Raw genomic sequence first — 20,526 nt, forward strand, 5'->3', positions numbered from 1 at the left:
AGAAGTCTTGATCGGCGGTGATCTAGAAGGTGATAGCCCGCCCTGAACGCGGATCAGAGCCGCCGCGACTAACTTATAGAGTGCACTAGGATCAGGGGAACGTGATCGCACCTGCTCTTCCTAAAGCACCAAAATGGTGCTTTAGTGCTTTCCATGAGCCCGTCGTCCCGAAACGCGCCATCCGTGCTGCGTTACAGGCTTGCCCCTGACCCGGCCGCCAAGGCCGCCATGGAGGCGACGTTCCAAGCCTATGACCGCATGATGGAGATCCTGGATGAGGTGGCGCGGAGCCATAACGTCGGCTCCAACGTCGTCCTGCTCCATGCCCATGCCTATGAGCCGATCCGGAAAGAAACCGCGCTGCCGTCGCGGCTGGTGACGCTGGGCCTGCGCGACCGCGCCGATTATCGCGCCGCGCAGGGCCGCCGCCTGCCGCTCGACGACAAGCTCGCCAAGATCAAGGGCCCCGCCACCATTTCGATTGCAACCGTGCAAGGGCGCTTCAGCGTGCCCTTCGACTATGCCGGCTATGCCGAGGGTTGGGGGCAGAGCGCCCCCGCGCACCTCATCCGCACGGACGACGGGTTTGAAGTTCACTACGGCGTCACGCCGAACAGTCTGCCAGAGGAGGAGAACGCCATGGATACCATCGCTGCCGCCCCCGACAACTTCCTGTCCCGGGTCGGGCGCTTGATCGCCGGGATCGCCTATGACGCGATCGAGCAGGCGGAAGGCAAGAACAAGCTCAAAGTGGTTGGCCAAGCCATCCGCGAGATCGAGCGCGCGGAGAGCGAAGCCCGCGATGCGCTCGCGGCCGCGCGCGCCGAGGAATACCGTCTCAACGCGCGCCGCACCGAGATCGAGCGTGAGATGACCGATCTTACGCCCAAGATCGAGGGCGCGATCGCGGATAGCCGCGACGATCTCGCCCGCGCCGGCATCGCACGGCAGATGGACCTCGAGGCGCAGTTCGAGGTGCTTTCCCGCGCCATCGACGAGAATAACGAGAAGATCGAACAGTGCGTGACGTCGCTGCGCGCCGTGCTGTCAGCATTGCAGGATGCCGAGCAGCGCCGCGCCGATCTCGAAAAGAGCGAGGCTCACGCAAGCCATCAGGCCTCGACGTCGCCCCGGAAATCTGGGGGGGCCTCGGCGGCGGCGAAGGCCTTGCGCGCGGGCAGGGCAGTGGCGCGCGCCACCGGCGTTCCGGCAGCCATCCCGTATTCAAGCGACATCGACGAGCTCAGCACGTTGCATCGCGACAAGGAGATTGCAGCGAGGCTGGCGCGGTTGAAGTCGCGCTCCTGAGTAATGTGTCATGAGCGCTCTGCTCGAACACGTGATGTCGCCGGCGGTCAGGCCGTTCGCGATCGCGGCGGCCATGATCCTCATCGTCGGCTCGATCGAGGTGGTCTCGATGCTGGTCGGGGCCTCGCTGAGCGAGATGCTCGGCACCAACATCGATTTCGGTCACCCCAGTGACAATGGCGTGATCAATGCCATCTCCTGGATCAATGTCGGCGGCGTGCCGCTCTTGATCTTCCTGCTGCTGCTGCTCGGCGCCTTCTCCATCACCGGCTTCCTGATCCAGGACATCGCGCGGATGGTGGCCGGTCCCTTGCCGGCAACGCTCGCCTCGGTCGGAGCGGTCGCCGTCTCGATTCCGCTGGTCCGCGCTGCAAGCAGGGGCATCGCGCGGGTCATTCCCAAGGATGAAAGCTATGCCGTCGGCCTCGGCGATCTCGTCGGCCGCGTCGGCGAGGTCGTGATCGGCCCGCTCGATCAGGGGCCGCCCGGCCGCGTCAGCGTCGCCGACATCCACGGCAACCGCCATTTCGTCTGGGCGGTCGCCGCGCCGTCATCATCGCCCCTGCCGCAGGGAACCATGGTCCTGCTGGTCGATCGCGCCGGCACCCGCTTCGTGGCCGTGAAGGCCGACGATGAACTCAAGCCGTCCAAACCGCCTCTAAGCAGCTAGCAAATCATTTATCGGAGAAAGTCATGTTCGACATCGCAGTCCCGGCCATGATCGGCGTCGCGCTGATCGTCGTCCTCGGGATCGTCTTTACTATTCTCTACAAGCGCGCCACCCGCGACGAGGCCTTCGTGCGTACCGGCCTCGGCGGCAAGAAGGTCGTGCTCGACGGCGGCGCCATGATTCTGCCGATCTTCCACTCCTATGCCAGCGTCAACCTGAAGACGCTGCGGCTCACCGTCGAGCGCAAGGAGCGGGAATCCCTGATCACCAAGGACCGGCTGCGCGTCGACATCGTCGCCGAGTTCTACGTGCGCGTCCGTCCTGACGATGAGAGCATCGCGCTCGCGAGCCAGACGCTGGGCGCACTGACCAACGACGCCGAGGCGTTGCGCAACCAGGTCGAGGCCAAATTCGTCGACGGCCTGCGGTCGGTGGCGGCCACCATGTCCATTTTGGAGCTGCAGGAAAAGCGCAGCGATTTCGTCAAACACGTGCAGGCAACAGTGGAGTCCGACGTGAAGTCGAACGGGCTCGAGCTGGAATCGGTGTCATTGACAAAACTCGACCAGACGGACGTCAAGTTCTTCAACCCGGAGAACTTCTTTGACGCCGAAGGTCTGACCCAGCTCAAGACCGTTACCGAGACGCGCCGGCGCGACCGCAACTCGATCGTGCGCGACAACGAGGTGGCGATTGCGCAAAAGGACCTCGAGGCGCGGCAGCAGACCCTGACCATCGAGCGCACCAAGAAGGAGGCCGAGCTCTCCCAGGAGCGCGACATCGCCAACAAGACCGCGAGCACCCGCGCTGAAGTCGCGACCGCAACCCAGACCGCGCGCCTGACCGAGGAGAACGCCCGCATCGATACCGACCGCGCCGTTGCCGAGAAGGAGGCCGGCGCCAAGCAGGTCAAGGAAACCGCGGTCATCGAGTCGGATCTCGCCATCAACAAGCGCAAGACCGACGCGCAGCGCGAAATCCAGATCGCCACGCAGGAGAACGAGATCCAGATCGCCTCCAAGAGCAAGCAGACTTCGGAAGCCGTCGCCGAGGCCAAGACCGCCGAGGCGCTCGCCGTCTCCGCGGAGGAAAAGGTCGTGACCGCGCGTGCCGTCGAGGTCGCCGACCGTGCCCGTCTCACTCAGGTGCTGGCCGCGCGGACCGAGGCCGAGCGCAAATCGACCGAGCTGATCGTCGCCGCCGAAGCCGAAAAGAAGGCCTCGCTCGATCGCGCCGAGGCCGTCAAGACGCTGGCCACCGCGGAAGCCGAGTCCAACAAGATCAAGGCTGTCGGCGTCAGGAACATCGGCGAGGCCGAAGCCGCAATCATCACGCTCAAGAACGAGGCGCAGAACAAGCTCGGTGCCAACGTCATCGACTTCGAGCTCGCCAAGAAGCGGATCGAGACCATGCCCTCGGCGCTGGCCGAGATGGTGAAGCCGATCGGAAATCTCAAGGACGTCCGCATCCTGCACACCGGCGGCGCGTTCGGCGGCAATGGCACCGGCGGCGGCAATGTCGGTTTCGGCGAAGGGCTTGCGGGCGAGCTCCTCAAGGTGCACGCGCTGCGTCCGATGATCGACGAGATCCTGCGCCAGAGCGGGTTTGCGCCGGGCGAAGATCCTGTGAAAGCGCTGGTCGGCGCCGTGACGGGAAAGAGCAACGGCGCCGCAGTGCCGGCGCCCGCGCCGGAGAAAACAAACACCGCCGATCTATGAACGCCGGTTCATTGCTGCGGAGAATTCGAATCGGTATGAACTGCCCGTGCGCGTCTCGCGTCGCGCACGCTCCGGAGCGTCGATCGATCGCGTGTTGAACCACTCGATCGCGCTCCGGACGAATTCTTCGAGGCAACGCCATTTGTTGCCGCGGCGCCTGCGCGGATCGACGTCAGGCACCGGAGCCTCTTTCGATCGGGGGAATTTCACATGAAGTCTTTTCTGTCCGGACTGGTCGCGATCGGTTTTGCGATCGCCGCTACGCCGTCGTTCGCGGCCGACGCCCGCAACGTTACTGTCGTCAACGAGACCGGCTACGCCATCAAATTCCTCGGCTTCAACGCGCCGGACGATGGCCTGGACGAATGGGACAACGAGCTCGACAAGGTTTTGCAGAACCAGGCAAGCACCTATGTCGAGTTCGACGAGGACGACGAGGGCTGCGTCTGGAACATCCGCGTCGACTGGCAGAACTATGACGAGTCCGTGCTCTGGAAGAACGTCAATCTCTGCAAGATGACCGCGCTCCGGCTGCGCTATGACCCCGGCACCAAGACCACGTCGTTCACTGCCGAGTAAGACGGCCTGACCTGACCCCGAGGAGGGGCCTCTGGGCGTTTCCTCCACGCATTGTGCAAGATCGCGAATTCGTCCTTTGCAAGCGCAAGCGGCTTTGTTATACGCAGCCGCGCGCGAACAACTGGTTCGCCCTTTCCTCGGTAGCTCAGCGGTAGAGCATCCGACTGTTAATCGGATGGTCGCTGGTTCGAATCCAGCCCGGGGAGCCATTAGCCTGTTTTCGCGGTTGTTCTTTGTGATCCGCGAACGTCCAATGGCCCCAACACACCCTTTCTTTCCCAGCCTAAAGCCTTGAAAATCAAGCCCTTACGGGCCTGATCTCGCGTTCGCAGTCATCCAAGCCCCTCCGCATCGGGCCGCCTCCAACCGGGGCGAATTGCAGTATCGTAGCCGGCTGGACCGGGTCCGATACTGCAAGGGCGGTTTACGATACTGCAATGGCCCCGCTTTGTTCACATTACGAAGAGGGAACCACCCATGGCGCTCAATGCCATCCAACTGCAAAATCTGAAGCCGAAGTCGGCGGACTACCGGATGCCGGATGACGACGGGCTGTATGTGCTTGTCCGAACGAATGGTGTCCGACTGTGGCGTTTTGACTACACCCTTCATGGGACCCGGCGCACCCTGTCGATCGGCGAGTATGGCGAGGAGCGCGAGGGCAAGGTCACCTTGGCCCGCGCCCGGCGCATCCACGCCGACGCCATCGAGGCGGTCGCCAAGGGCGAGCACCCCGTCAGCCCGGCGCAGGCTCGCCGGCTTGCCGAGGCCGCCGCCAAGGCCACGGCGGCTGCCGAGAAGGCCGCCGAGGCCGACGCCGAGCAGCGCGCCTTCGGCCGGCTCGCCGACGAATGGCTGGCCGCGCGCAAGGTCGGCAACTCCCCCAAGACCTATGCCCGCGATGAACGCTGCGTCAGCTACTTGAAGGGCGGCTATCGCACGGGCAAGGGCTTCGGCCATGTGCCAGTCGAGCAGGTCGAGACCGCGCATTTGTCTGACCTCGCCGAGAAGTTCAACAAGCCGAGCCGCATCCGTGTGATCTCGGCGGCGCGCAAGATCATGGCGGTCGCGAAGCGCAAGGGATGGATCAAGCACTCGCCGTTCGCCGACGTGGACTTCAACGAAGGGCTGGCGAAGCATCGCGAGAGGAAGCGCCCGGCGATTACCGATGAAGCCAAGTTCGCGCAGCTGCTTCGTGACATCGACGGTTACGATGGGCGCGGTCATAACCTGACCCGCTACGGGCTGAAGCTGCTCGCACTGACCTTCGTGCGCCCCGATACGATGGCGAAGGCCCGGTGGCAGCACTTCGATCTCCTCAAGGCGCAATGGGTGATCCCGTTCGCGTCGCTCAAGATGGCGTCGCAGCGCGCCGAGACCGGTGAAGCCGTGGAGGACTTCGTGGTGCCGCTCTCGAAGCAGGCGGTCGCGCTTCTGCGCGAGCTGCACGAGATCACCGGCAAAGGCCGCTACCTGTTCCCCGCGCTCGGCGTCGGCCGTAATCCCGGCGACGTGATGTCCGAGAACACGTTGAACAGCGCCCTGCATGCGCTGGGCTATAAGGACGTGCATTGCGCCCATGGCTTCCGATCGTCGGCCTCGACGATCCTCAATCGGCAGCGCAACGGCGACGGGCGCCGGATGTTCGATCGCTCGCTGATCGAGCTGCAGCTCGACCATCAGGACGGCTCGACGCGCGCGATCTATGACCGCGATGATGCGCTGCCCGAGCGCATCGGGCTGATGCAGTATTGGGCCGATCTGCTCGACACGTTACGCGGGGGCGGGCGGTCTAAGGCGAAGTATCTGGAGGCTGTCGCCTGAGTGCAAGGCGGCGTCGAAACAAAGAAGCCGCCCCGGAGGGCGGCTTTTTTTTCGTGCTTAGCCGGAGCGCTCCTTGGGCTTCTTGGGCTTCTTGGGCATGCCCGGCTTCGGGGTGAAGGGCTTCAGCGACGCCGCCAACTTCGCCTTGTAGTCATCGATGCTGGCACGAGCGATGAGAGTGCGACCATCCTCCTCGCGCGTGAAGGCGGCAATTTTCCCCTCGTTGATCAGTTCGTAGACCTTGGTCCGGCCATAGCCGAGCAGGTCACCTGCCACCTTGACCGTCTCGAAGCCCTCCGGCACGGCATTCGCATTCATCACTTCATCCCTCACTTGCTGTGGGTCACAGACCCGAATGACATTGGCCGCGCATGAACAAATCACCTCGACCGCGTGCATCAACGAAATCAACAGAACGCGCGATGTTCGACAAGGCATCTTGGTCAATAACTCGGAGAAAGCGGTAACTAACTCGAAGAAAGCGGCAAATAACTCCGCAAATTACAACTGCGACATGTGAGGAAATTTAAGCCGTTATATAACGTGCGCCGTGGTCACGATTGCCGCGTGTTCTCTGCGACGACAACAACAATCAATATCAACACCCCGGGAAAATACTGGACCTGCGGAATAGCCGAGCGGGCGCGCGACCTGCCCCCCGGTGGGGGTCACAGTACCTTGCGGTTGTAAAACAAAAGCATTCCTACTTATCGTGCCAGTCATCAAGCAGCACGAGCTCGATGCGCAACTCGCGGGCGATCATGTCGGCGGCGTCGCGCAGCGCGATCTCGACGGCGCGCAGATCGTGACGGCCGGCGCCGCGAAGCGCCTCGATGCCGAGACAACGGATGAGATCGGCGATGTCGAGAAGGTCAGCAGTCGCCGTCATGCCATCGACCCTCGTGATCACTGGCCGAGCGATGGCCGACGAAGCAGCAGCCGTGACAGGCGTGACCACCTTGACCAGTTTTTTCCTCTTTTCCCTATAACTCTCACTTTCCCCTCTCTCTTCCATACTTTCTCTATTCCTCTGGTTTAATAAGAATAACTGGTCACTACTGTCATAGACGACGGAATTACAAACGAAGCCAACGGCTTGCGACGGTGACAGTTGCTATGACAGATGATCCCTTGACGCCTCTCGAACTGGTCACTGGTCACGCCGAATGCGTGACCAGTTCGGCCGGCATGACAGGTTCGGTGACGGTTGCCTGCACCCTGTCATGGCGCTCGAATGCCTTGCGCATCTTGATGATGCTCTCCAAGCCGTCCCAGCTCGGCGGGATGAAGCCGTTGACCTCGCGGGCAGCGTCCGATGTGTTGAGCTTCTTGGCCTCGAACATGCGGCTCCGGCTCTCAGACGCCGCCTTGTGGTAGCGCAGGCCCATCGCGTTGAGCTTCATCCCGCAATAGTACCGACTGGAGTTTTCACGCAGATCGACACGATCGATAGCAATGCGAGCATCGCCCGTCATCTTCAGCGCGTTGCCGATCGCGACGTTGGACGGCAATCGACGCTCGCTCTTCTGTTCCGACCACCACGCCGAATGCGCCAGACAGAAGTCATTGGTCTTCAGCCGCTTATTTGGGTCGAACTCGACGCATTCGCTCAGGAACCCCGCCACGACGTTGCTGTCCTCATGGATCGCTTTGGCGGTCTCGGCGATGCTCTCGGTGGTGGCGATGGCGCCACGCTCCAGCGCGCGCTTAAGCCCGGCGATGGCCCAATTCAGGATGCCGGGCAGCTCGGTAGCGACCACGAATTCGCCCGGCTTCGAGAAGCCGCGCTTGATGGCCTCAGCAGCGGCGCCGATCGGCTTGCTTTCTGAGAACGCTCGCGTGACCTCGATGACGACCATGCGCGAGACGATCGCCTTCGTTGCCTCCTTGAATTGGGGCGGATGATTGGTCGCCCAGAAGATCGGCGCGTGTGCGACTTGGGTCAGGTAAGGGCCGTTCTTGACGTTCATGCCGATCGGCTCACCCGTGACGATCGCCTTGACCGTTGACGAAAAGTGCCATTGCCCGGGATTGAATGCCTCGTGGAGAACCCATGGCGCCCGACGCAAGAAGGGCATGGTGCCGTGGTTGCCGTCCAAAGAAGAGATCGACGCCGCGATCGGGTTGCCACCGAACAAGCCCGTGACGACTTCAAGCACGCCCGACTTGGCGCGGTTCTCAATGCCCCAGAACACGCACGCCTTCGACAGAGCGCGCGGCTTCTTGTCGATGAGCGCGGCGCCCATCAGCTCTTGCACGACGCCGACCAGTTCGCGTTGATGTTGAGGATCACGGTCGCCGAACATGTCATTGATCATGATCTCCCACCACGGACACGTCGCCGTCGCGTCGTAATCGACTTCGATCCGCCACTTACAGAAATGGTCTGGGCGTGCCGGCTCCAGCGCGCCCGTGCGCGGATCGACGAGACCGGAGCGCGTCGGGATTTTGCCGTGCTGATCCCATTGAATTTCATCTTCGCGCCACAACTCAGGCCGGCGTTCGATCCAACTACGGGCTTCGGAACGCAGCTTGTTGTTCACGGTGAAGCCAAGACGCTCGCCGGCATCCTGAACGCGCACTTCGAGCCAGTCGGCGTCGGTGCGCAGCTCCCACGTACCTTTGCGATAGGACCACGAGCCCTTCACGGTGTTGATCAACTGTTCGCCGTCGTGCGCCATCTTGGCGAGCACAGCCTTGGCGACGATGATGTGCAGTTCGTTCTTCTTCGGGCGCCGCAGCCGCGCGCTTGCGCTCGCAATATCGATCGGGGTATCATCGATCATTCCAACATGATCTCCTTTATGATCTGCCTCCGGTTCGGCGCCGGGGGCAGATTTTTCTGTCGTTCGCGACCTTCCAATTCCGTCCGCTCGCCTCCGAATACATCCGAATTTATCTCGTGTATTCAATGGCTTACGCTTGATCAGCGATAACATCCTCGATACATCTCCACAAGACAGCAGCGTCACACAACGGAGATTTCGAAATGTCTGCGCTCACCGCCATCGCTCCACACGAATTCGACAAGCTGATCGGCAAGAGCGCGTTCAATCGCCGTCAGCTCAAAGCGCGCGGCCAGCTTGCGCCGCTCATCGTCGCGACGCCCGAGCACCGCGCGGATGGTTTGTGGCGCGATCAGATTTTCATCGTCGCCGACGCCGTAATCCTGACCGCGATCGATATGCTGATCGCTGCCGGTGCCAAGCGCACTGCGATCGATCACGTGATGCATGACCTTCAGGTTGAGATCGTGTCGCAGTTCCACGATCTCGATGACGCGAAGGCGATTTACCTCGCCTTTGCTCACGACGGCCGGCGCTGGCTCATCTCCTCGGCGCCGGCCGTCAACGTCGCCATGAAGGCGACGGCCGAGCACTTCCTTGCAATCGATGACAATCTTGCAGCGTTGGGTATCACCGAGGCGCCGCGCGTTGCCTTCTATTGCGTGCCGCTCCATGAGGCGCTTGGCACCGTGCGCGTTCGTGCCGCCGAACATGACATCGAGCTGCCCGAGCGCATCTGGCCGACGCCCGAAGAACTCGATGCCGGCGCCGATCTGCTGGCGGCGGCGATTGCGCCGCGCGTCTCGCCGATCATCGAGAAATGGCAGTTGCGGCACCGTGAAGCTGCCGAGGAGGGCGCTCTGCAGTGAAGAGCCCGAACATCTTCAAACGCACCACTTGCGCTCTCCGCGCCTTCGCGCGCAGCTTCTCCGGTTATGACATCACCGGAGGCGCCGGCCGCTGGCCGCATAGCTACATGCTCAACGCGCCGGTCGCGCAGTCGCTTGCAGCGGCGCGGCTGGCGTCGCGCAAGATTGCACACCAAGCGGAAAATAATGCGTTGGTCTCGTCGATCGTCACGAACGCTGCGACGGCGATCGTAGGTGACGGGCCGACCGTGCGCTCGGCGCATCCCGATCCCGACGTGAATGCGCATCTGCAGCGCGTCTGGAATGAATTCTATAAGTCCTGCGACCTCGAAGGTACGATGTCGCTTGCTGGCTATCTGAACCGCGTCGCGCGCGGCTTCGTGATCGACGGTGAGAGCTTCACCAAGTTTGTTGTCGATCCCTCGATCATGTCGTTGCGCCTGCAGCTCCTCAGCGCCGATCAGGTTGACAGCGCCCGGACCGTACCGAGCCTCGGCACGACGGGCGACAGCCCGAACATTGTTGCCGGCGTCGAGTTCGACGCGATCGGCCGCCGCGTGGCCTACTGGGTGCTTCCGACCCAGCCCGATGCGCCATGGGCGAGCGTCCTGCCTCCCGTGCGCGTGTCGGCGCTTGATGTGTGTCATGTTTTCGAGCCGCGTTTCCCGGGCATGCCGCGCGGCATCAGCCCGCTGACGGCAGTTGCGCCGCTGGCGATGCAGCTTGATGAAGCGGTCGATGCTTCCATCGTCAAGCTCAAGACGACGGCGTTGCTGTCGATGCTCATTCGCGATCCCGAAGGCGAACTGAGCTATGACTTCGACAGCACCAACAATCCGCAGGCCCTGCACCTTGAACCGGGTGCGACGCTGCGTCTGCCGCCCGGCGCCGACGTGACATTCCCGCCTGTCAGCGAAATGAACACGCTCGGCGAGGTCCTGTCTCATATCGAACGTCTGATCTGTGCCGGCTCCGGCACGGGCGTGCCATTCTTTATCGCGACCGGCGATCTCGCCAGCGTGAACTTCAGCGCCGGCAAGCTCGGCATGACGGCGTTCCTGCGCCGCGTGAAAGCTCTGCAGCAGAACTACATCGTCGCGCAGCTTCTCACACCGATCTGGGACCGCATCGTGCTGCTAGAAGTCTTGAGCGGTCGCATGCGTGCGCCCGACTATGAGACGAACCCGGAGCGCTACGCGGCGCAGTTCCTGTTTCCGGGGTGGCCGCCGATTGACGAGCTGAAGTCAGCGAAGGCGAACACGCTGAACATCGCGGCCAAGGTGAAGTCCCGCTCCGAAGTGATCTCGGAAGGCGGTCGCGACCCGGCCGATGTCGATGCCGAGATCGAAGCCGACCCCTTTGCCGCCGACGACTTGTCGGCGGATGTCACCAACATCTCCAACCAGAACGAACCGGAGAACAATTAATGCATATCCGTCCCGTAATCTCGCTGCGCGAAAGCGCCGTTCCTCTCGGACGCCGCGACGCGATGCCGCGCCCGCGCACGTTCAACCCCGACGACATGACGATCGAAGCTGTGATCGCTTCGAACACGCCGGTCCGTCGGCGTGATGCGCGCGGCGAGTTCTTGGAAATCCTCGACCCGGCCGGCCTCGACCTTGCGGTGACGCGCGGCGCCAGCGTCTTGAACTCTCACGATGCATCGAACCTCGACGCGGTGCTCGGCTCGCTCGACGACGTGCGCATCGAGGGTAATGAGGTCATCGCGCGCATCCGCTTCTCGTCGCGCCCGGAGATCGCAGCGGTCGTTCAGGATGTCCGCGATGGCATTCTGCGCAGCCTGTCTGTCGGCTACGCCGTTGACGAGTGGCGCGCCGGTAAAGCCGCCGATGGCACCCCCACCAAGACGGCAGTGCGCTGGAGCGTGCGGGAAGCGTCGTTCGTCGCGGTGCCGGCCGATCCGACCGCGCGGACGCGGGCAGGTGGCCCAAATGGGCCAGTTGACACCCGCGCCATCCGTGAACTCGGCCGCCGGGCTGGCGCGTCGGTCGATCGCGTCGATACCTTGATTGAACTCGGCGCGACCGTCGATCAGGCGCGCGCTGCCTTTCTCAACGACATGATGGACCGCTCTGTGACGGTCCGCAGCAACGGAAATCCTATGCGTCATAACCACAACTCCCTCGACAATCCTGAGGTATTTCAGCGCGTCGCCGCTGAAGCGATGTACACCCGCATCAACGCGGCCTTCGCTCCGGCGCCGGAGGCTCGGCAGTTCGTCGGTATGACCTGCGCGGACATGGCGCGGGAGTGTCTGCATCGGGCCGGCGTCAGCGTCATGGGCATGACGGGGCCGAGCGTGATCACCCGCGCGTTGCAGACAACGTCCGACTATCCGGCGCTGCTTGCGAACCTCATGAACAAGTCACTTCGCGACGCTTATCAGACGGCGCCGGGCGGCATCCGCCGTATCGCCAAGCAGACCGAGGCGAATGACTTCCGACCAAAGTCGCGTATCCAGATCGATCACTCCGGGTTCGTGCTGGAACAGGTCAATGAAAGCGCCGAATATCCGTTCGGTTCGTTTATCGATAGCGCGGAAGGCTACTCGCTCGGGACGTTTGGCAAAATCTTCTCCATCACGCGCAAGGCGCTGATCAATGATGATCTTGGCGGTCTCGGCGATGTCACGCGGTACCTTGGCCTTGCTGCTGCTGAATTCGAGCGGCAAGCGCTCGTCAATCTGCTGGTGTCGAACTCCGGCAGCGGTCCGACGATGTCGGACGGCCAGACGCTGTTTCACGTCAGCCACGCCAACGTGGCGGCGACAGGGGCAGCTCCTTCGGTCGATACGCTCTCTGCCATGCGGCTCTTGATGCGTTCGCAGAAGGGGCCGGGCGGCGGGTTGGTCTCGGCGGTGCCCGCGTTCATCATCGTGCCGTCCACGCTTGAAACCGTTGCCGACCAGCTCGCAGTCACGACCAACCCAATCAAGGTCGATGACGTGAACCCGTTCACCTACCTGACACCAATAGTCGAACCGCGCCTCACCGATCCCAAGCGCTGGTATCTTGCCTGCGATCCCGCCCTGATGCCGTGCATCGAGTATGCCTATCTGGCCGGTGCGTCGGGTCCGCAGACCGAGAGCCGCGCCGGCTTCGAGGTCGATGGCGTGCAGACCAAGGTTCGCCTCGACTTTGGCGCCGGTGCCGTCGAGTGGCGCGGCCTTGTCATGAACGCCGGCCAGTAGCATGGCCGACGTTGCCGACTTGCAGTCGCAGCTCGATGAGTTGAAGCGCGCCTATCGTTCGGGCGCGCGAACCATCTCATACGATGGCAAGAGCGTCACTTACGCTGACGGTGCCGAGCTGCGCGCCGCCATCGCTTCGCTCGAAAGCGAGATCGCGCGCGCGATGGGGTTACCGTCGTCGGTGATCGGCGTGGTGCGCGGCACGAAGGGTTATTAGGAGTTCGGCACGGCAAGTTCATGACGGCGACGCGGCCAGCCCAACAACGGAAAGCAGACCTCCCCGCCGTGCTTGAGAGCCTCTGGGGTCAAGGTTAGCGAGGCCGCAACTACTAGCTCTTCCATAGTCATCCGAGAGGCAATAACGGTGCTGCGGCTCCGACTTGGTGCTGCGTGGCTTCAGGAAGTGGAACAACTTTCAGCATCTGAACCATCGCGTTATGGATGCCGTTCATCAGTGCTATGGCATCATCGGCATTCTGAATATTTTGGTCTGGGTGCATCAACGGATTTCTGTGAAACTTGACCAGATGCTCTAGAGCGGCCCTGACATTTTCGTCGCCATATTTGTTCTGCTTCATCTGGTTCAGATAGTCGCCCATATTTCCACGTACAGGTCGTGGTGCTCCCTTCGAGACAACATCCCAATATCTTCTCAAGACCGCCTCGTTAGCTCGGTGCAAGTGAAAGCCGGCTGCGGTGTTAAGCTCGAACGCGAGACACTTCGTTCCCTCTCGCAGATCGTCAATTACTTCCGGAACCTTAAACATGATGTCTATTGGAAAGCAGTGAACGCCGTTTTCGATGAGGGTCGTGATATCGTACCCCCCTTTGGGCATGACAACGTACAGAGGGAGAAGCGCCAACTCGGCCTGCAACACGCTCTCGAAAGCTGAAAGGTTGTTGCTCAAGTGATAACTGTCGAACCAATCAAGAGCTTCGTTGTCGTTTTCGCCGAGCTTCGTCTTGTCTTTGATGGTTCGGATGGCTTCGAGTAGTCGCTGACCGGCCGGGACTGCAGTCCGCAATCGAAAAATGCTGCGATGCAAGAGGGGTTCAAGGGCACCTTCGGCGACAAGCAGCGGCAAATATGCATCCGCATATGTGGTCCCCGGCCCAGGCACGCCTGACCGTATTTGGCTGAGCGGACGGAGTTGGCCGCCCACCGTATAGAGATAGAAGCCATCTATGCGTTGCATCTTCAGAGTGGTCCTTTCGAAAGGCCGACACACACTAGTGGCACTTCGGTGCTTCGGTAGCTCACGAACGTGCACATTTCCTCAGAAAAATCGGGCGTGCTATCGAGCAACCCTATAGACGTTCGTGCGCTTCCGACGTGGCATTAGGTCGGGCGTGGCCTTGCCTGTATTCATCGCTCGCATGATCCCGAACCGAACGAACATGGTCGGCCCACTGCGCTCGACGACCAGCAACAGCGCCTCTGATCATGCACGCCCTTGGGGAGCTTCGCGATGTAATGGCCGGCGTCGCGGAGCGTGCGCAACTCGCCGCCCGGCAGCTTGATCGGATCGTCGAAAGGGCGCCCCCAGCCTCGTTCTCTCATCCTTTGGGCTTCATTTCGCTTAGCGATATCCGCGTGAACGGTTGGTGAGGTGGTCCGGGGGGCCACGTCCCCGGGCCATTTCTAAAAAACGAAATCGGCTCGAACCGTAGCTGGCTCGCGTTCGCTTTCATGATCTCGATCAACTCAGGACGCTCTTTGATCTTTAGGACGAGACCTTCGGCCTTTTTCCGTCGCTCCACGTCGCCGAATTCGCCAAGTGTGCCTGCCAACGTCATCAGCTTCCGTGCGGTCACGGACGCGGATGCGTGGCGTGTCCATGGCCCCCAAAGCGCGAGCGTGTTCTGATCGTCGAAAACAGCGACGATGCGGTCGTCGAGAAATGGTTCAGCGGTTTCCGGGTAAAAGCTCCCGTAGTGTGCTACCCATTTATTTCGAATGTCATGAACTTCGGAATGAAAGTCGCGTAGAGCCTTGGTAGTCAGTCCGGCTTCGAAATTCCAGCCGGATAGCCCGTCGTTTCCGTTCGTGGTCGCACGGGCATACAACAGTATAGAATGCTGAAGCAGTGGAGCTGCCAGATCGGCGTTTTCCCAAAAGGAAGTCAAAAACGTAAGATTGCTATGGATTTGTTGGAAGTCGATAACTGCAGCATTTACGGTTCGGAGCTGCCGAATTCGGTTCCTGATCTCTGCCCATTTCGGTTGGTTGACCAGATCGTGCTCAAGCACGTTGAGGTCGATGTTCCCCAATTTCGTTGCGGTCATTTTCGTACCCGATTGGCCTGAAAGCGCCGGCCGCTTCCACCATTCTGCTTAGCTGCGGCTCCGCCGCGCGGTGTCGGACTGTGCAACCATCTCAACTCGCAAGCCGGCGTCGCCGATCGCGCTAATCAGCTTGCCTTGGAGTGCGAGTTGCGAGCTGACCATCTCGCTTGAGACCGGGAAGCTCGATATCTCCATCTTCAAGGGCTGGTCACCTGAAAGCACGGCAGCCGCGTTCTTCAGAACACGATGGCGATCGGCTTCAATCTCGGCATGGCCGGTCGGGTAGTAGATGCCGCGCTGCAGGTGTTCTTTGGTAAAGTCGAACCCAACGGCCTTGGACATCACGAACAGCAGCTCGATGAACAGACGGTGGGCGTCCGAATTCCACGCGACCCTCTGAGCCTCGCTTGTCTGGTCATGGGGCGTGTTGAGCTGGAGCGCATAGGAGCCCCATGCGTCGATGACGGCGCGCTCCTTGACGCGGCTGGTGCCGAACGCGAGGTCAATCGAATTGAGCGCCCGGACGTGGTCCTCAGCCAAGCGCGTCGCCCGCGTGCCCATCAGAGCATAGAAGATGTTCTTCTTGCGCTGGTCGTCCTCACGGCTCCGTTCGAGCCACTTCTGTGCTTGGACTGCGAGTATAGGCCCGGCGATCGTCGCCATGATCAACAGCCCGTCTGTAACCGTCAACGCCATGGAAGCCCCCATTGCCTATTGAGGTAGCATGGAAGGCGCGGTTCGACGCATGCTAGAGGGGCGTTATCCCCCTGATTGTGGGTTTCGCTGAGCGGCCAAAAACAGGGATCGGGGAGGGGCGTTTCGCAGTATCGAACGCAGTATCGTGGCCCCTTACGGGTCGCAGCATCGCGCAAACCCTATAGATAAAGGGTGTTTCATTATTAGTTTGCATCCAGCCCGGGGAGCCAAAATCCAATAAATTCAAAGTCTTATGCGTGTTGCAATTGCGCAACATTGCCCAACGCCACCGCGTTGGACCCGGCGTGTGGCTGTTCTGCCGACCGGTCGAAGGGGAATCGGCTGCACCATGGCCGGCCCCGGCGCCGCCGAACCCGGCGCCTATAATTCAACTCCAGAGGGTTGGACCTTCACGCGAGGGCCAGCTCCAATTCCCAGGGTCTGCGACGGACGCTCCCCGAACATCGCATGGTAATACTGCGAGAACCGGCCGAGTTCGTAGAAGCCCTGCTGCATGGCGACAGCGGCCACCGTCGTCGAGCCCGGCAGGCTCTTATGCAGAATGGAATGAACGGCACACAACCGCTTGTGCCTGAGGAAGCTGACCGGGCCCAAGCCGAACACCTCCTGGAACGCGCGATGGAGGGTGCGGCGCGACACCCCGAGAGCGGCACAGATCTCCGAGACATGCACCGGGCGCGTGCCGGCCTCGTCGAGATACTCCTCGACCCGGCGGATCAGCCGCCTTGCCGAAGGCAGCCAGCCGGTGTCGTCGTGCGGTAGCGACGACATCACGTTGGCCGCCATGCATTCGACGATCGATCGCTTCCAGAAATCGGCGGTCGAGGGCGTCAGGCCGCTCCTGTAGGTGCGCAGGTGCGACATGATCCGGACCAGACGTTGTGCGGCGATCGCGCCGCTATTGGGGTCCGCCCGGAAATGGTCGCGCCTGCGCCAGGTGTCGGGATTGCTCAGCCTCGCTTCGCCGCCGAACAGCGATGCGACCTCGTTGATGTCGAAGCGCATGGCGGCGTAAGCGGATCCACCGTGAAAGATTCCGTCATGCTCAAGCAGCGGCGGAATCACGAGCACGTCGTTGAGGCGCATGTCGAAGGACCAGTGGGTGACGCGCTCTTCGGCCGCGAGCAGCATCCCGATGATCAGCTTGTCGTCGCTGGAGACACGCTGCGTACGCATGCCGACGCTGAAGGTGCCGATGCTGAGCGAGAAATCGCCGATGCCGACATGGGACAGCGATCCGCGCAATCGCCCGCGCCCCAGCTGCATGACATCGACGTGCGAACCGTGAACGGCCTGGTGAAGACCTTCGAAGCCGTCGAGCTTACGCGAATCAACCAGTAGGAATTGGCCCATGGCTCCACCCTGTTACTCAAGGGCGACAATTCTGCGGCACGCAGCAGCGAAATACCACTACAACGCGAAGTGGGTACGACAGTCCGAGTTCGCGCTTTGAGGTAAATTATCGCAGAGTTTGAAGCGAGCTGTACGCCACATGACGCTTTGGATTGAGGAATTTGCGACATGTGTCGTTAAGCCTCACCGATCGGCGCGACGTATTGGCACAAACTGCACATCACGGGCATCCAATCTTCGGATACCGTCTGCAACCTAGGCGATATCGGCGACGATCGCTCTGCGAACTGCAGGGCGGGGATGGCGGTATGGTGTTGCCGCAGGCTCGAAGGATGTGCGCAAAAGAGGGAGAGATGCTGACGCAAGTCTACGACACCCATCTCGCACCCTCGGCGCCAAGAAGAGGGGACCAGACAATGCGTCCAGAATGCCGGGCAATGTGCTCTCGTCGACGCCTGCTGAAGTTCGCGCCATAGTATCGGGTGGAATACTCGTATCGGAGTTTCCACGATGCTGCGGGCGGATACGGATCACTGCGAGTGGTTGCCGGACGACGTGAAGACCGGCGAGATGGTCTTCATTCCCGGCGGGACCTTCCGTATGGGATCCGACCATCATTATCCCGAGGAGGCGCCGAGCCACCGCGTCTCCGTCGACGGTTTCTGGATCGACCGCACCCCCGTCACCAACCGGCAGTTCAAACAATTCGTCAACGCGACCCGCCACGTCACCGAGGCGCAGATCGTTCCCGACCCCAAGGACTATCCCGGCGCGCTGAAGGAGATGCTCTACGCCGGCTCGCTGGTGTTCGAGCCGCTGCCGCGCATCACCGATCTCACCGACTGGAGCCAATGGTGGTCCTTCATGCGCGGCGCCAACTGGCGTCATCCTTACGGCCCCGGCAGCAACATCAAGGGCCTCGACGACCATCCGGTCGTGCATGTCTCCTATAGCGATGCAGCCGCCTATGCCCGCTGGGCCGGCAAGGAACTGCCGACAGAAGCGGAATGGGAGTTCGCCGCGCGCGGCGGCCTCGACGGTGAGGAGTTCGCCTGGGGGGATGCGCTGATGCCGGGCGGCAAGCACATGGCCAACGTCTGGCAGGGCAATTTCCCCGTCCAGAATCTCGGCGAGGATGGGTTCGAGCGAACCTCGGCGGTCATGGCCTTCCCGCCGAACGGCTACGGCCTCCACGACATGATCGGCAATGTCTGGGAATGGACCTCCGACTGGTGGTCGGCGAAGCACCATGCGGACGCGGCAAAGCCGTGTTGCATTCCACGCAATCCGCGCGGCGGAGATGAGGATGCGAGCTTTGATCCATGTCAACCAACCATACGCATTCCGCGGAAAGTGTTGAAGGGCGGTTCGCATCTGTGTGCCCCCAATTACTGCCGACGTTACCGCCCCGCTGCAAGGCACGCCGAGCCGATCGATACCTCAACAAGTCACGTCGGCTTCCGCTGCGTGGTGCGGATACCTGCCGACGCCAGCTCACCGGTACCTTCTGGGAAGTAGGGAGTATCAAGATGGGAAGTGACGTGAAGGAGAAGGCCAAGACTTGCGCAAACGCAACTGACAAGAGCCGAAAGTCGCTATTCCGTGGCCTGCTCGGCGCGGCTCTGGTTGCGACAAGTCTGAGCCCTCTCATCAACACGCCAGCGATCGCGCAGCAGCCCAACACGGCCAAGCCGAACATCCTTGTCATCTTCGGAGACGACGTCGGCCAATCCAACATCAGTGCCTACACGCGGGGCCTCGTCGGATACAAGACGCCGAACATCGATCGCATCGCCAACGAAGGCATGATCTTCACCGATTACTACGCTGAGAACAGCTGCACGGCGGGCCGATCCACCTTCATCACCGGACAAGTCTGCCTGCGCACCGGCTTGTGCAAGGTCGGGATTCCCGGCGCGGCGGTTGGATTGCAGGACCGCGACGTGACGATCGCGCAGGCGCTCAAGCCGCTCGGTTACGCCACTGGCCAGTTCGGCAAGAACCATCTTGGCGACCGCGACGAATATCTTCCCGTCAAGCACGGCTTCGACGAGTTCTTCGGCAATCTCTATCACCTCAACGCCGAGGAGGAGCCGGAGCGGCCCTATTATCCGAAGAATGATACAACGTTCACCAAGAGCAATTCACCGCGCGGCGTGCTCAAGGCCTCAGCCGACGGAAAGATCGAGGACACAGGACCGCTGAACCGCAAGCGGATGGAAACGGTCGACGACGAGACCACGGACGCCGCGATCGATTTCATCAAGCGGCAGGCGCGCGCCAACAAGCCTTTCTTTACGTGGATGAACACCACGCGCATGCACGCCTTCACCCACGTGCGCCCCTCGATGCAGGGACAGAGTGGCATGCCCGGCAATGAATATGCCGACGGCATGATCGAGCACGATGGCGACGTCGGCAAGCTTCTCAAGGCGCTCGACGAACTCGGCGTCGCCAACAACACCATCGTTGTCTACACCACCGACAACGGCCCCAACCAGTGGTCCTGGCCGGACGCTGCGACGACGCCGTTCCGCAGCGAGAAGGACACGAACTGGGAAGGCGCATTCCGCGTTCCCGCGATGATCCGTTGGCCCGGCCGCATCAAGGCCGGCGACGTCTCCAACGAGATGGTCTCGGGTCTCGACTGGTTTCCGACGTTGCTGGCTGCGGCCGGCGACACCGACGTCAAGGACCGCCTCCTGAAGGGCACCGATCTCGGCGGCAAGAACTTCAAGGTTCATCTCGATGGCTACAACCAGTTGCCCTACTTGACGGGACAGCAGCCAAAGTCGGCCCGCAACGAGTTCTTCTATTTTAACGACGACGGCGATCTGGTCGCTTACCGCTACAACGACTGGAAGATCGTGTTCTGCGAGCAGCGCAAGCCGGGCGGCTTCGAGGTCTGGGCGAACCCTTTCACGTGCTTGCGTGCGCCGAAAATGTTCAACCTGCGAATGGACCCTTTCGAGCGTGCCGACGTTGTGTCCGATCAGTACTACGATTGGTTCGCGAAGAACGCCTATCTGATCCAGTATGGCACCTGGCGCGTGGCTCCATTCCTTCAGACTTTCAAGGACTATCCGCCGAGCCAGCGTTCCGCGAGCTTCAGCATCGACCAGATGGTCGAAGGGCTGATGAAGTCGCTCGATAAGACCGCGCCGAAATAATCCGACGATCACTTGCGCTCCGGCCAACCATCCCG

At 61.6% G+C, this 20,526-nt stretch carries 18 protein-coding genes and 1 tRNA gene; 12 read left to right on the forward strand and 7 right to left on the reverse strand.

From position 1 onward, the window contains the following. Window positions 1-144: 144 nt before the first annotated feature. From ACKWRH_RS21860 to ACKWRH_RS21885, 6 genes are all read left to right on the forward strand, one after another. A complete protein-coding gene (locus ACKWRH_RS21860) occupies window positions 145-1,308 on the forward strand; it encodes a PspA/IM30 family protein (protein ID WP_445222298.1) in 1,164 nt (387 codons plus the stop codon). A gap of 10 nt (window positions 1,309-1,318) precedes the next feature. After that, window positions 1,319-1,978 carry an OB-fold-containig protein gene (locus ACKWRH_RS21865; RefSeq protein WP_445222299.1) on the forward strand — a complete coding sequence of 220 codons (660 nt, stop codon included), beginning with the start codon at window positions 1,319-1,321 and terminating at the stop codon, window positions 1,976-1,978. Between the two features lie 23 nt (window positions 1,979-2,001). After that, window positions 2,002-3,696: a flotillin family protein gene (locus tag ACKWRH_RS21870; RefSeq protein WP_445222300.1), complete on the forward strand. Its 1,695-nt coding sequence runs from the start codon at window positions 2,002-2,004 to the stop codon at window positions 3,694-3,696. Between the two features lie 210 nt (window positions 3,697-3,906). Further along, a complete protein-coding gene (locus ACKWRH_RS21875) occupies window positions 3,907-4,275 on the forward strand; it encodes a hypothetical protein (protein ID WP_445222301.1) in 369 nt (122 codons plus the stop codon). A gap of 134 nt (window positions 4,276-4,409) precedes the next feature. Then, window positions 4,410-4,484, forward strand: a tRNA-Asn gene (locus tag ACKWRH_RS21880). Between the two features lie 268 nt (window positions 4,485-4,752). Further along, the gene (locus ACKWRH_RS21885) at window positions 4,753-6,099 is read left to right on the forward strand and encodes a tyrosine-type recombinase/integrase (RefSeq protein WP_445222302.1); all 1,347 of its coding nucleotides are present in this window, start codon (window positions 4,753-4,755) and stop codon (window positions 6,097-6,099) included. A 57-nt stretch (window positions 6,100-6,156) separates the two neighbouring features. Here the strand turns inward: ACKWRH_RS21885 and ACKWRH_RS21890 are convergent, their stop codons facing one another. From ACKWRH_RS21890 to ACKWRH_RS21900, 3 genes are all read right to left on the reverse strand, one after another. Continuing rightward, complete coding sequence (locus ACKWRH_RS21890; protein ID WP_445222303.1) at window positions 6,157-6,498, reverse strand: helix-turn-helix domain-containing protein; 342 nt, start codon at window positions 6,496-6,498, stop codon at window positions 6,157-6,159. 304 nt (window positions 6,499-6,802) lie between these two features. Beyond that, window positions 6,803-7,114 carry a hypothetical protein gene (locus ACKWRH_RS21895; protein WP_445222304.1) on the reverse strand — a complete coding sequence of 104 codons (312 nt, stop codon included), beginning with the start codon at window positions 7,112-7,114 and terminating at the stop codon, window positions 6,803-6,805. Window positions 7,115-7,256: 142 nt separating this feature from the next. Beyond that, window positions 7,257-9,071 carry a hypothetical protein gene (locus ACKWRH_RS21900; RefSeq protein WP_445222305.1) on the reverse strand — a complete coding sequence of 605 codons (1,815 nt, stop codon included), beginning with the start codon at window positions 9,069-9,071 and terminating at the stop codon, window positions 7,257-7,259. A 17-nt stretch (window positions 9,072-9,088) separates the two neighbouring features. Between ACKWRH_RS21900 and ACKWRH_RS21905 the strand changes: the two genes are divergently transcribed. From ACKWRH_RS21905 to ACKWRH_RS21920, 4 genes are all read left to right on the forward strand, one after another. Further along, a complete protein-coding gene (locus tag ACKWRH_RS21905; protein WP_445222306.1) occupies window positions 9,089-9,754 on the forward strand; it encodes a hypothetical protein in 666 nt (221 codons plus the stop codon). Then, window positions 9,751-11,181, forward strand: coding sequence for a phage portal protein (locus ACKWRH_RS21910; RefSeq protein ID WP_445222307.1), 1,431 nt, complete (start codon window positions 9,751-9,753; stop codon window positions 11,179-11,181). Before ACKWRH_RS21905 ends, ACKWRH_RS21910 begins: the two co-directional genes overlap by 4 nt. A gap of 62 nt (window positions 11,182-11,243) precedes the next feature. Beyond that, the gene (locus ACKWRH_RS21915; protein WP_445222308.1) at window positions 11,244-12,965 is read left to right on the forward strand and encodes a phage major capsid protein; all 1,722 of its coding nucleotides are present in this window, start codon (window positions 11,244-11,246) and stop codon (window positions 12,963-12,965) included. Between the two features lies 1 nt (window position 12,966). Continuing rightward, the gene (locus ACKWRH_RS21920) at window positions 12,967-13,182 is read left to right on the forward strand and encodes a phage head-tail joining protein (protein WP_445222309.1); all 216 of its coding nucleotides are present in this window, start codon (window positions 12,967-12,969) and stop codon (window positions 13,180-13,182) included. Between the two features lie 127 nt (window positions 13,183-13,309). Here the strand turns inward: ACKWRH_RS21920 and ACKWRH_RS21925 are convergent, their stop codons facing one another. The 4 genes from ACKWRH_RS21925 to ACKWRH_RS21940 all read right to left on the reverse strand — a co-directional run bounded on the left by ACKWRH_RS21925 (window position 13,310) and on the right by ACKWRH_RS21940 (window position 17,321). Further along, entirely contained in the window at window positions 13,310-14,050 is a 741-nt protein-coding gene (locus ACKWRH_RS21925) for a hypothetical protein (protein ID WP_445222310.1), read from the reverse strand. A 472-nt stretch (window positions 14,051-14,522) separates the two neighbouring features. Continuing rightward, complete coding sequence (locus ACKWRH_RS21930) at window positions 14,523-15,251, reverse strand: hypothetical protein (RefSeq protein WP_445222311.1); 729 nt, start codon at window positions 15,249-15,251, stop codon at window positions 14,523-14,525. Between the two features lie 48 nt (window positions 15,252-15,299). Continuing rightward, window positions 15,300-15,914 carry a DUF6680 family protein gene (locus ACKWRH_RS21935; protein WP_445222312.1) on the reverse strand — a complete coding sequence of 205 codons (615 nt, stop codon included), beginning with the start codon at window positions 15,912-15,914 and terminating at the stop codon, window positions 15,300-15,302. Between the two features lie 414 nt (window positions 15,915-16,328). Next, a complete protein-coding gene (locus ACKWRH_RS21940; protein ID WP_445222313.1) occupies window positions 16,329-17,321 on the reverse strand; it encodes a helix-turn-helix domain-containing protein in 993 nt (330 codons plus the stop codon). Window positions 17,322-17,831: 510 nt separating this feature from the next. Between ACKWRH_RS21940 and ACKWRH_RS21945 the strand changes: the two genes are divergently transcribed. Together ACKWRH_RS21945 and ACKWRH_RS21950 are read left to right on the forward strand one after the other, a co-directional pair. Further along, window positions 17,832-18,839, forward strand: coding sequence for a formylglycine-generating enzyme family protein (locus ACKWRH_RS21945; RefSeq protein ID WP_445222314.1), 1,008 nt, complete (start codon window positions 17,832-17,834; stop codon window positions 18,837-18,839). An 11-nt stretch (window positions 18,840-18,850) separates the two neighbouring features. Then, a complete protein-coding gene (locus ACKWRH_RS21950; RefSeq protein ID WP_445222315.1) occupies window positions 18,851-20,491 on the forward strand; it encodes an arylsulfatase in 1,641 nt (546 codons plus the stop codon). Window positions 20,492-20,526 lie beyond the last annotated feature (35 nt).

The sequence above is a fragment of the Bradyrhizobium sp. Pa8 genome (assembly GCF_052588265.1).